Below are 11,735 nucleotides of genomic sequence, written 5' to 3'. Positions count from 1 at the left end.
GGAGCAGCCATGTTTCATCGTTTATGGACGTTAATTCGTAAAGAGCTACAGTCGCTGCTGCGTGAGCCGCAGACCCGCGCCATTCTGGTGCTACCGGTGCTCATTCAGGTGCTGTTATTCCCCTTCGCCGCCACCCTGGAGGTGACCAACGCCACTATTGCTATCTATAACGAAGACAATGGTAAACATTCGGTAGAGCTGACCCAGCGCTTTGCCCGCGCTAAAGCCTTTACTCACGTGCTGCTGCTGAAAAGCCCACAGGAGATCCAGCCTACCATCGATACCCAAAAGGCGCTGTTGCTGGTGCGCTTCCCGGCCGATTTTTCGCGCAACCTGGACAGGCTGCAAACCGCCCCTATGCAATTAATTCTGGATGGGCGGAACTCCAACAGTGCCCAGATTGCCGCGAACTATCTGCAGCAGGTGGTGAAGGAGTATCAGCAAGAGCTGATGGCGGACAAACCCAAACCGAACAACAGCGAACTGGTGGTGCGCAACTGGTATAACCCTAACCTCGACTACAAGTGGTTTGTGGTGCCGTCGCTTATCGCCATGATCACCACCATTGGGGTGATGATCGTCACTTCGCTCTCCGTGGCCCGTGAACGGGAACAGGGCACGCTCGACCAACTGCTGGTCTCGCCGCTGGCCACCTGGCAAATCTTTGTTGGTAAAGCGGTACCGGCGCTGATTGTCGCGACGTTCCAGGCGACCATCGTGCTGGGGATCGGTATCTGGGCCTATCACATCCCCTTCGCGGGGTCGCTGGCGCTGTTTTACTTCACGATGGTGATCTATGGTCTGTCGCTGGTGGGATTTGGGCTGTTGATCTCGGCGCTTTGCTCTACGCAGCAGCAGGCCTTTATCGGGGTGTTTGTCTTTATGATGCCCGCCATTTTGCTGTCGGGGTATGTTTCGCCGGTCGAGAACATGCCGGTATGGCTACAGAATCTGACGTGGGTAAACCCTATTCGTCACTTTACCGATATTACCAAGCAGATCTACCTGAAGGACGCGAGTCTGGATATTGTCTGGGGAAGTTTGTGGCCGCTACTGGTGATAGCGGCCACGACGGGCTCAGTGGCCTACGCGATGTTTAGACGCAATATCGCGTAGCTTTTTCTCCCGGGTCAGCAGTGACACCACTGCCGGCCCGGCGAGGATGGCCAGGCCTGCCAGAGCCAGTAATATATTGTTCTGCAGCACGCGTGACAGCAGCCACAGCACAATCATGGCTGCGCCGAAGTACCAGGTGGTGGTCAGCTCTTCAAGCACATCTGCCACTTCACGCCAGCGTTGCTCATGGTGACGCTGTAAAAAGAGCATCAGCAGGACGGTCACCCCGTACAGCACGCATAAACCTAACCCAACGCGCACCAGCGCTCCGCTGGTCCACGCCAGCACCAGCACAGCGACAACCGCTAAATGCAACATAATCTGCCAGCAACTCAGGCCGGTTGCGACGCGAATGCGTTGTTGCCACTTCATGGCTTCTCTCCTGGAGGATTTTTCTCTGCTTCTTCAGACTACCGCACTTTACGGAAAATTCCGTAACCCAGCATCTTTTTGTGACGACGACTACACTTTATTTTCATCAGGATAGTAACGCCGGAGGGAGCTTATGAGCCAACAAAGCCGCCATTTTTCGCTAAAAGTGTTGACGATCAACATCCATAAAGGCTTTACGGCATTTAACCGCCGCTTTATTTTGCCGGAGCTACGCGACGCGGTTCGCACCGTCAGCGCGGATATCGTCTGCCTGCAGGAGGTGATGGGGGCGCACGAAGTGCATCCGCTGCACGTGGAGAACTGGCCCGATACCAGCCACTATGAGTTTCTTGCCGATACCATGTGGAGCGACTATGCCTACGGGCGCAACGCGGTCTACCCCGAAGGGCACCATGGCAATGCGGTGCTTTCACGCTATCCTATTGAACATTACGAAAACCATGACGTTTCGGTGGGCGAGAGCGAAAAGCGCGGGCTGCTCTATTGCCGTATCGCCCTGCCGGAATTCGACGCCCCCCTGCACGTGGCCTCTGTCCATCTGGGGCTACGAGAGGCGCACCGCCGGGCGCAGCTGGATATGATGTCCACCTGGGTCAATGGCCTGCCGGAGGGCGATCCGGTGGTGGTGGCCGGGGATTTTAATGACTGGCGCCAGCGGGCTAACCATCCGTTGAAAGCCCGAGCGGGATTAGATGAGATTTTTACCCGCGCCCACGGTCGACCGGCACGCACTTTTCCCGTTAGCTTTCCGCTGCTGCGTCTCGACCGTATTTATGTGAAAAATGCCCATGCCAGCGCCCCTACCGCGCTGGCGCTGAGAAACTGGCGTCACCTGTCCGACCATGCCCCTTTGAGTGCGGAGATCCACTTATGAAATGCTCATGGCAAGAGGGTAACCGGATACGGCTTCTGGAAAACGGAGATAACTTTTATCCCGCCGTTTTTGCCGCCATTGGCAAAGCGGAACGCAGAGTTATTCTCGAAACCTTTATCTGGTTTGAAGATGGCGTAGGCCGCCAGCTGCATGCTGCAGTGCTCGGTGCGGCTCAGCGCGGTGTACAGATTGAAGTCCTGCTGGACGGCTACGGCTCACCCGATTTAAGCGATGATTTTGTCGGTGAGCTGACCGCGGCCGGCGTGGTGTTCCGATATTACGATCCACGCCCTCCCCTGCTGGGCATGCGTACCAACGTCTTTCGCCGTATGCACCGCAAAATTGTGGTCATTGATGACCGCATCGCCTTTGTCGGCGGCATTAACTACTCCGATGAACATATGTCGGACTACGGCCCGGAAGCCAAGCAGGATTACGCGATAGAGGTGGAAGGCCCAGTGGTGCAGGACATCCTACAGTTTGAGCTGGAGAACCTGCCCGGCAACGCCGCCGCCCGCCGGTGGTGGAAGCGCCGCCACCGCCCGGAAGAGAACACCAAACCCGGTGAGGCTCAGGCGCTGTTCGTCTGGCGTGACAACGAAGAACACCGGGATGATATTGAGCGCCACTATCTGAAGATGCTGGCTAACGCCCGTCGGGAAGTGATCATTGCCAATGCCTATTTCTTCCCGGGCTATCGGCTACTGCACGCCATGCGTAACGCGGCACGGCGTGGGGTTCGGGTGAAGCTTATCGTTCAGGGCGAGCCTGATATGCCGATTGTCACCGTAGGCGCGCGTCTGCTGTATCACTATCTGGTGAAAGGCGGCGTACAGATCTACGAATACCGCCGCCGTCCGCTGCATGGCAAAGTGGCGGTGATGGACGATCACTGGGCGACCGTGGGCTCCAGTAATCTCGACCCCCTTAGCCTCTCCCTGAATCTCGAGGCTAACCTGATTATTCACGATCGCGAGTTTAACCATACGTTGCGTGAAAACCTGAACACCATTATTGAAAAGGATTGCGTACGCGTGGATGAGTCGATGGTGCCGAAACGCACCTGGTGGAACCTGACAAAAAGCGTGGTGGTGTTCCACTTCCTGCGTCATTTCCCGGCGCTGGTTGGCTGGCTGCCCGCCCATACGCCCAAGCTGGCGCAGGTTGACCCGCCAGTGCAACCCGAGATGGAGACGCAGGATCGTGTCGAAGCTGAAAATACGGGGGCGAAACCCTGATGAGTAAAAAACATTCCCGCTGGCGGGTGGCCAAAAAAATTCTCACCGGGCTCTTTTTCATCGCCGTAGCGGTGCTGCTGGTGATTTACGCGCAGAAAGTGGACTGGGAGGACGTGGGCAAAGTTATCCGCGACTATAACCCGTGGATCCTGGCGAGCGCTTTTGGTCTTGTGATAGTGAGCTACCTGATTTATGGCTGCTATGACTTACTGGGGCGGGCCTATTGTGGTCACAAACTGGCAAAGCGGCAGGTGATGCTGGTGTCGTTTATCTGCTATGCCTTTAACCTGACCCTGAGCACCTGGGTGGGCGGCATCGGTATGCGTTATCGCCTCTATTCCCGTCTTGGCCTACCCGGTAGCACCATCACCCGCATCTTTTCGCTGAGTATCACTACCAACTGGCTGGGCTATATCCTGCTGGGCGGGGTGATCTTTACCGCAGGCGTGGTGCAACTGCCCGACCACTGGTATATCGACCAGGGTACGCTACGGATTATTGGCATTGTGCTGCTGGCGATGATTGCGTTCTATCTCTGGGCCTGCGCCTTTGCTAAACGCCGTCATATGACCATTAAGGGCCAGAAGCTGGTACTGCCGTCGTGGAAGTTTGCGCTGGCGCAGATGGCCATCTCGGCGGCAAACTGGATGGCGATGGGAGTCATCATCTGGATGCTGATCGGCGAAGATGTGAATTACTTCTTCGTGCTTGGGGTTCTGCTGGTGAGCAGCATCGCCGGGGTCATCGTCCATATTCCTGCCGGGATCGGGGTGCTCGAGGCCGTATTTATTGCCCTGCTGGCCGGGGAACATGTTTCGCACGGCAAGATAATTGCCGCCCTGCTGGCGTACCGCGTGCTCTATTACTTCCTGCCGCTGGCGCTGGCGACGGTGGGGTATCTGATTCTGGAAGGTCGGGCGAAGAAGCTGCGGGCGAAAAACGAAGAGGCGATGCAGAAACAGTGATAATGGCCCGGCGAAGGGTTCGCCGGGCCTGAGCGTTAACGGCGGTTGCCGAAAATACGCAGCAGCATCAGGAACAGGTTGATGAAGTCCAGATAGAGGGTCAACGCCCCCAGAATGGCGTATTTACGCAGGTTGCTACTGTCACGCACATCCATCTGCTCGCCGATGTTTTTCAGCTTCTGAGTGTCGTAAGCCGTCAGCCCGACAAAGACAATCACCCCGATATAGGTCACCGCCCACATCAACGCCTCGCTCTTCAGCCAGAAGTTCACCAGCGAAGCCAACACGATACCAATCAGCGCCATAAACAGCATATTGCCGAAGCCGCTCAAGTCACGTTTGGTGGTGTAGCCATACAGACTCATGGCACCAAACATCCCACCGGCCACCACAAAGGTGCTGGCGATAGATGAGTAGGTATAGACGAGGAAGATGCTGGAGAGCGTGAGCCCCGTCAGCGCCGAATAGAGCATAAATAGCGTTGTTGCCATCCCGGCGCTGAGCTTATGCACCAGGCCTGAGAGCACAAATACCAGCCCCAGTTGCGCAATGATCAGCCCAAAGAAGGTGACTTTGCTTGAGAAGATAAACATCATCAACTCAGGCGTATTCGCCGCATACCAGGCGATAAACGCGGTTAGCAGCAGCCCGACCGTCATCCAGCCGTACACCTGCGCCATATAGGTCTGCAGCCCGCTGCGGGTCTGCTGAACTATCGAATCGGAACGCGGAAATCGATCCATGACTCACTCCTGTTAAGAAAACATACTCATAAGCCTAACACATCCCGGCAATCCGGCTACCAGCGATGGGCTGCGGCTTTATCGCTGTCGCGGGACTCGACCCAGCGCTCACCTTCCGGCGTGGCTTCGCGTTTCCAGAAGGGGGCGCGCGTTTTCAAATAATCCATAATAAACTCGCCCGCGTCGAAGGCGCTGCCGCGATGAACGCTGGTGACGCCGACAAAGACAATCTCTTCGCCCGGCCACATCTCACCAATGCGATGGATGACAGTGACACGCCCTAATGCCCAGCGTTCGCGCGCACCAGCAACGATTTCCGTCAGCGCTTTCTCAGTCATCCCCGGGTAGTGTTCCAGCGTGAGCGCTTTAACGCTGTCGCCCAGGTTGTGGTTACGCACTTTACCGGTAAAGGTCACCACCGCGCCGTCTTCGTCGCGCTCGGCCAGCCAGCGGTACTCTTCACCTACGTTGAAGGGCGCGGTCTGCACGCGGATGCAGGTTTCACTCATGTTAGCCTCCGGTGACCGGTGGGAAAAAGGCGACTTCGTCACCGGCACGGACGGGATGGTTAAACTCAACGAGGGTCTGGTTGACCGCCGCCAGCAGTTTGCCGGGTTCCAGCGCCAGTGCCCATCGGTCACCCTGCCCCGCCAGGTGCGCACGCAGCGCTTCAACATCGTCGAAGGTGGCATCCAGCGTCAGGCTGTCGGTATTAACCAGCTCGCGCACCTGCGCAAAAAACAGAATTTTAATCATTGCTTTCCACCCTGAAATCCCCCGATTTACCGCCGCTCTTCGCTAACAGGCGCACCGGGCCAATTACCATATCTTTCTGGACCGCTTTGCACATGTCATAGATGGTCAGCGCCGCAACCGAGGCGGCGGTGAGGGCTTCCATCTCAACGCCGGTTTTACCCGTCAGACGGCACAGCGACTCAATACGCACCCGGCTCTGTTCCGGCTGGGCCTGCAGATTCACTTCGACTTTGCTTAACATCAGCGGATGGCAGAGCGGAATCAACTCCCAGGTACGTTTAGCGGCCTGAATGCCTGCGATACGCGCCGTGGCAAAGACGTCGCCTTTGTGGTGTCTGCCATCAATAATCATCGCCAGAGTCTCTGGCAACATGGTGACGAAGGCTTCTGCGCGCGCTTCGCGTACGGTTTCCGCTTTGGCAGAGACATCCACCATATGGGCTTCACCCGCGGCGTTAATATGGGTCAGTTGCGACATAGCTTACTTCTTAAGATGAGGATGGAAATTGCACGGGCGCGTACGGGCATCAAGCTGCGGAGCGATAATGTTCTCCCACGCGGTACGACAGGCTTTCGTGGAGCCCGGCATAGCAAAAATCAGGGTGTTATTGGCGATGCCAGCCACTGCGCGCGACTGCAGCGTGGAGGTGCCAATCTCTTCAAAGGAGAGCATACGGAACACCTCGCCAAAACCTTCGACTTCGCGATCGAAGAGCGGGAGCAGCGCTTCCGGTGCCTGGTCCCCGGCCGTAAAACCGGTGCCACCGGTGATCAGTACCACCTGCACATTTTCGCTGGCGATCCACTGAGAGACCTGCGCACGTATGGCGTAGCGATTCTCTTTAACAATGGCCTTATCGACAATCTGATGGCCCGCATCATGCGCCGCCTCGCGCAGCCAGTGACCAGAGGTGTCATCCTCTTCGCCGCGGCGTTCAGAGACGGTAAGAATGGCTATCCGCGTCGGGATAAATTCGGCGTTAACCTGGCTCATGTTCTGCTTCCTTATGCGCTTAACCGCCAATATAAGAGAGGTTCTGGGTGATTCCGGTATTGCCCTGATGCAGGAAGTGGGTCTGTTTTTTGTGCGTCAATGCCTCGGAGATACGCGCTTCAAGCGCCTGCTGTTGTGCATCCTCGGCAAGCAAATCGCGCAGATCCACGCCGCCATCGCCAAACAGACAGAGGTGCAGTTTACCCACCGACGAAACGCGCAGGCGGTTACAACTGGCACAGAAATCTTTCTCATAAGGCATGATCAGCCCAATTTCGCCTTCGTAATCAGGATGGCAAAAGACTTGTGCCGGGCCGTCGCTGCGCTGACGAATCTGATGGATCCAGCCACGTTTGAGTAGCGCATCGCGCAGCACCATGCCAGAGATATGATGACGGCGGAACAGCTCGCTACCTTCACCGGTCTCCATTAATTCGATAAAACGCAACTGAATGCGACGCGGTTTGATCCACGCCAGGAAGGTGTCGAGCTGATGATGATTCACATCGCGCATGAGCACGGTGTTGACTTTAACCTTGTCGAAGCCTGCCTCAAAGGCGGCATCGATCCCCTCCATCACCTGCTGAAACTTGTCCTGCCCGGTGATGGCGTGGAACTGACGGGCATCGAGGCTATCGACGCTAACGTTAATTGCCGTCAGGCCCGCATCGCGCCACTGGGCGACGTCGCGTGCAAGACGGTATCCGTTGGTTGTGACCGCAATCTGACGAATGGCGTCGTTTTCACGCACAGCGGCAATAATATCGACAAAATCACGGCGCAGTGAGGGCTCTCCTCCCGTAAGGCGAACCTTTTCGGTGCCCATTGCAGCAAAGGCGCGCGTCACGCGGCGCACTTCATCCACGGAGAGAAAGCCGTTATTGGTTACTCTACCCGGTTTGTAACCCTCGGGCAGGCAATAGGTGCAACGAAAGTTGCACACATCGGTAATCGACAAACGTAAGTAATAAAACTTACGCGCGAAAGCATCGGTAAGTTGTGAAGCCATGTACACCTTTCCAAATATGGGAGGCACAGTCATTTCTTTCTGTACCCTGGTGGCGGAACCGCCACGGCCAGAACGCCATATCATTGTGGACACAGGCGTTAAGGCTAGAGTGTATGTTTTCAGTAATGAAAACGTGGTTAAGCCGATAGTAGCGCGTTAAAGGGGATTTCGCCATCCCGCGCTTTCGCTATATAAATTTATATATAACGCGCTTATCGTCTATTTTCGCAACAGAATACGCAAATACCCTGTTTTTGCATTGATGTACGTCATTTTGCCTCCGGACGGGCATCGTCTTTTAGGGGTAGTTAGGTTACTGTTAGCGGGTTCGTAATTTGAAGGAATGTTTATGCGCAACCGCACTTTTGCCGACCTCGATCGCGTGGTGGCCCTCGGTGGAGGGCACGGCCTGGGACGAGTGATGTCATCTCTGTCATCTCTTGGCTCACGCCTGACAGGGATTGTAACTACCACTGATAACGGGGGCTCAACGGGTCGAATTCGCCGCTCTGAAGGGGGGATCGCCTGGGGCGACATGCGTAACTGCTTAAACCAGTTAATTACCGAACCCAGCGTCGCCTCGGCCATGTTTGAGTACCGTTTTGGCGGTAATGGCGAGCTTTCGGGTCATAACCTCGGAAATCTCATGTTAAAGGCGCTGGACCATCTCAGCGTCAGGCCTCTGGAGGCGATCAATCTCATTCGCAACCTGCTTAAAGTGGATGCGTTTTTGATTCCGATGTCCGAATTGCCGGTCGATCTGATGGCTATTGATGCCGACGGCCACGAAGTCTATGGCGAAGTGAATATTGATCAGCTCACCGTAGCGCCAAAAGAGCTGATGATCTACCCAAGCGTGCCTGCCACCCGCGAAGCGGTAGAAGCGATAGGCGAAGCAGATTTGATACTGATTGGCCCCGGCAGCTTTTATACCAGCCTGATGCCGCTGCTGTTGATTAACGAGCTGGCGCAGGCGCTACGCCGTACACCGGCACCGGTGGTCTATATCGGTAACCTGGGGCGCGAACTCAGCCCGGCCGCGGCCAGCTTAACGCTGGCGAACAAATTGCAGCTGATGGAGGAGCGGGTCGGTAAGAAAATTATCGATGCGGTGGTCGTGGGGCCCAAAGTGGATACTTCAGGAATGGAGGGACGCGTGGTGATCCAGGAGCCGCTGGAGGCCAGCGATATCAAATATCGTCACGATCGACATCTGCTGCGTGTCGCGCTGGAAAGCGCCATTCAGGCATTGGGCTGAATGACGTTTTGACCGGTTCCCTCACCTCTCGGGCGAGGGAACCGAGATTAATCACGACGCCGCAATAAACAACTCTCGCAACTGATGCAGCTGATCGCGAAGCTGCGCCGCCTCTTCGAACTCGAGGTTCTGCGCATGCTCCATCATCTGGCCTTCCAGTTCGTGTATTTTCTGCTGCAACGCTTTTGGCGTCAGTAACGCGGAATCGTCTTCCACTATGACCGGGCGCGCTTTACCGCGGCCTTTGGCTTTGGTCTTGGCAATGTTCTGACCCAGCGCCAGAATATCCACCACTTTCTTGTTCAGACCCTGTGGCGTGATGCCGTGCTCTTCGTTGTATTGTTGCTGCTTCTCACGACGACGCTCGGTCTCACCAATCGCTTTCGCCATCGACGGGGTGATCTTATCGCCGTAGAGAATCGCCTTACCGTTTACGTTACGCGCGGCACGGCCAATGGTCTGAATCAGTGAACGCTCAGAGCGCAGGAAGCCCTCTTTATCAGCGTCGAGAATCGCGACCAGCGACACCTCAGGCATGTCCAGCCCTTCTCGCAGTAAGTTGATGCCCACCAGCACATCAAACTCGCCCAAACGCAGGTCGCGGATAATTTCCATACGCTCGACGGTATCGATATCCGAGTGCAGATAACGCACCTTTTCGCCATGCTCTTCCAGGTATTCGGTCAGATCTTCCGCCATGCGCTTGGTGAGGGTCGTTACCAGCACGCGCTCGTTGATAGAGGCCCGGGCGCGGATCTCAGAGAGCAGATCGTCAACCTGCGTCGCCACCGGGCGCACCTCTATGATCGGATCAAGCAGACCGGTCGGACGCACAACCTGATCCACTACGTCGCCGCCCGACTTTTCGAGCTCATAGTTGCCCGGCGTCGCTGAAACGTAGATGGTTTGCGGTGCCAGTGCCTCGAACTCTTCAAATTTCATTGGGCGGTTGTCCAGCGCGGAAGGCAGGCGGAAGCCATACTCCACCAGCGTCTCTTTACGCGCCCGGTCACCGCGATACATGCCGCCGATTTGCGGAATGGTTACGTGGGATTCATCCACCACCAGCAGGCCATCCGCCGGCAGGTAGTCAAACAGGGTCGGCGGCGCCTCGCCCGGCCCGCGCCCGGAGAGGTACCGGGAGTAGTTTTCGATGCCGGAGCAGTAGCCCAGCTCGTTCATCATCTCCAGATCAAACTGGGTGCGCTGGCTCAGGCGCTGCTCTTCCAGCAATTTATTGTTGGCAAGCAGCACCTTACGGCGATCGCCCAGCTCGACTTTAATCTCTTCCATCGCCTGTACGATACGCTCGCGTGGGGTCACGTAGTGGGTCTTTGGATAGATGGTGTAACGCTGGATCACCGACTCCACATGGCCGGTAAGCGGGTCGAACAGCGACAGCCGCTCTACCTCTTCATCAAACAGTTCCACGCGCAGGGCGATATCGTCGGACTCGGCGGGGAAGATATCAATCACCTCGCCGCGCACGCGGAACGTACCGCGCTGGAAGGCCTGATCGTTGCGGGTGTACTGCAGCTCGGCCAGACGGCGCAAAATGGCGCGCTGATCGATAATCATGCCCACCGTCAGGTGCAGCATCATTTTCAGATAGAGATCCGGGTCGCCCAGACCGTAAATCGCCGATACCGAGGCCACCACCACCACATCGCGACGCTCAAGCAGCGCTTTGGTGGCAGAGAGTCGCATCTGCTCAATATGTTCGTTTACCGAGGCATCTTTCTCGATAAAGGTGTCCGAACTTGGGACATAGGCCTCAGGCTGATAGTAGTCGTAGTAAGAGACGAAATACTCAACGGCGTTTTCAGGAAAGAACTCTTTCATCTCGCCGTACAGCTGCGCCGCCAGGGTTTTATTTGGCGCCAGCACCATGGTCGGACGTTGCAGGTCGGCAATGACGTTGGCAACGGTAAAGGTTTTACCCGAGCCGGTTACCCCCAGCAACGTCTGATGCGCGAGACCATCCTCCAGCCCCTCTTTCAAACGGCGAATCGCTTCTGGCTGGTCGCCAGAAGGACGGAAAGCGGAATTCAGTTTGAACGGTTTACTCATTAACAACGACCTGATGATCAATTATACGGCAGGTGAGTAATTTTACTCGCGATACGGTTTTTTGCCAGTAAATTATACTGGATGAAAAACCAGTAACGTGAATTGCCATTTCTGTTACCGCCTACTCTTTAACCGGTTTACTGCGCAAAATTTCGCCTGCAACCCGCCAGAATGCGGAACTTTTTCGGTTATCCCCAAAACTTTTCCTTTTTTAACATTTGTCAAGACGAGCCCACGTACTTTTGTCATTAACCATGACACTTTCTTGACAGACATTGCTTTTATATAACTTATTGATAATAAAAAAATATTAAGAAAA

General features: G+C 55.7%; 13 protein-coding genes and 1 riboswitch. Of the genes, 5 read left to right on the top strand and 8 right to left on the bottom strand.

The features are described from left to right. The first annotated feature begins 9 nt into the window (after positions 1 to 9). On the top strand, positions 10 to 1,116 hold the full coding sequence (locus JZ655_RS06210) for an ABC transporter permease (RefSeq protein WP_046886935.1): 1,107 nt from the start codon (positions 10 to 12) through the stop codon (positions 1,114 to 1,116). Here the strand turns inward: JZ655_RS06210 and JZ655_RS06205 are convergent. Next, positions 1,078 to 1,488: a YbhQ family protein gene (locus tag JZ655_RS06205; protein WP_040076475.1), complete on the bottom strand. Its 411-nt coding sequence runs from the start codon at positions 1,486 to 1,488 to the stop codon at positions 1,078 to 1,080. The genes JZ655_RS06210 and JZ655_RS06205 overlap by 39 nt on opposite strands. 133 nt (positions 1,489 to 1,621) lie before the next feature. Between JZ655_RS06205 and JZ655_RS06200 the strand changes: the two genes are divergently transcribed. Genes JZ655_RS06200 through JZ655_RS06190 form a run of 3 tightly spaced genes read left to right on the top strand, consistent with a single transcriptional unit; the run spans position 1,622 to position 4,586 of the window. After that, positions 1,622 to 2,383 (top strand): endonuclease/exonuclease/phosphatase family protein, encoded by a 762-nt coding sequence (locus JZ655_RS06200; protein WP_046886936.1) that lies wholly within the window; start codon positions 1,622 to 1,624, stop codon positions 2,381 to 2,383. After that, complete coding sequence (gene clsB, locus JZ655_RS06195) at positions 2,380 to 3,621, top strand: cardiolipin synthase ClsB (protein ID WP_046886937.1); 1,242 nt, start codon at positions 2,380 to 2,382, stop codon at positions 3,619 to 3,621. The genes JZ655_RS06200 and clsB overlap by 4 nt, the downstream gene beginning before the upstream one ends. Then, on the top strand, positions 3,621 to 4,586 hold the full coding sequence (locus JZ655_RS06190; protein ID WP_046886938.1) for a lysylphosphatidylglycerol synthase domain-containing protein: 966 nt from the start codon (positions 3,621 to 3,623) through the stop codon (positions 4,584 to 4,586). Before clsB ends, JZ655_RS06190 begins: the two co-directional genes overlap by 1 nt. 35 nt (positions 4,587 to 4,621) lie before the next feature. Here the strand turns inward: JZ655_RS06190 and JZ655_RS06185 are convergent, their stop codons facing one another. The 6 genes from JZ655_RS06185 to moaA form a co-directional block, all read right to left on the bottom strand. Beyond that, complete coding sequence (locus tag JZ655_RS06185; RefSeq protein WP_040076479.1) at positions 4,622 to 5,329, bottom strand: Bax inhibitor-1/YccA family protein; 708 nt, start codon at positions 5,327 to 5,329, stop codon at positions 4,622 to 4,624. Between the two features lie 56 nt (positions 5,330 to 5,385). Beyond that, positions 5,386 to 5,838, bottom strand: a complete 453-nt coding sequence (moaE, locus tag JZ655_RS06180) for a molybdopterin synthase catalytic subunit MoaE (RefSeq protein ID WP_207293272.1) — start codon at positions 5,836 to 5,838, stop codon at positions 5,386 to 5,388. Between the two features lies 1 nt (position 5,839). After that, positions 5,840 to 6,085, bottom strand: coding sequence for a molybdopterin synthase sulfur carrier subunit (gene moaD, locus JZ655_RS06175; protein WP_207293271.1), 246 nt, complete (start codon positions 6,083 to 6,085; stop codon positions 5,840 to 5,842). Then, a complete protein-coding gene (gene moaC, locus JZ655_RS06170) occupies positions 6,078 to 6,563 on the bottom strand; it encodes a cyclic pyranopterin monophosphate synthase MoaC (protein WP_207293270.1) in 486 nt (161 codons plus the stop codon). The genes moaD and moaC overlap by 8 nt, the downstream gene beginning before the upstream one ends. A gap of 3 nt (positions 6,564 to 6,566) precedes the next feature. Continuing rightward, entirely contained in the window at positions 6,567 to 7,079 is a 513-nt protein-coding gene (gene moaB, locus JZ655_RS06165; protein ID WP_040076483.1) for a molybdenum cofactor biosynthesis protein B, read from the bottom strand. 19 nt (positions 7,080 to 7,098) lie between these two features. After that, on the bottom strand, positions 7,099 to 8,088 hold the full coding sequence (gene moaA, locus JZ655_RS06160) for a GTP 3',8-cyclase MoaA (protein ID WP_207293269.1): 990 nt from the start codon (positions 8,086 to 8,088) through the stop codon (positions 7,099 to 7,101). Then, positions 8,076 to 8,212, bottom strand: a riboswitch (molybdenum cofactor riboswitch). It overlaps the preceding gene by 13 nt. A gap of 225 nt (positions 8,213 to 8,437) precedes the next feature. Here moaA and yvcK point away from each other — a divergent pair. Beyond that, the gene (gene yvcK / locus JZ655_RS06155; RefSeq protein ID WP_207293268.1) at positions 8,438 to 9,346 is read left to right on the top strand and encodes a uridine diphosphate-N-acetylglucosamine-binding protein YvcK; all 909 of its coding nucleotides are present in this window, start codon (positions 8,438 to 8,440) and stop codon (positions 9,344 to 9,346) included. Between the two features lie 51 nt (positions 9,347 to 9,397). On the opposite strand, the gene uvrB is transcribed toward yvcK, so the two are convergent. Then, complete coding sequence (gene uvrB / locus JZ655_RS06150; RefSeq protein ID WP_207293267.1) at positions 9,398 to 11,416, bottom strand: excinuclease ABC subunit UvrB; 2,019 nt, start codon at positions 11,414 to 11,416, stop codon at positions 9,398 to 9,400. Positions 11,417 to 11,735: the final 319 nt, after the last annotated feature.

This window comes from Leclercia pneumoniae (genome assembly GCF_017348915.1).
Lineage (GTDB): Bacteria > Pseudomonadota > Gammaproteobacteria > Enterobacterales > Enterobacteriaceae > Enterobacter > Enterobacter pneumoniae.
Note: the sequence above shows the minus strand (reverse complement) of the source record. Positions and strands in the feature narration are given on the sequence as shown.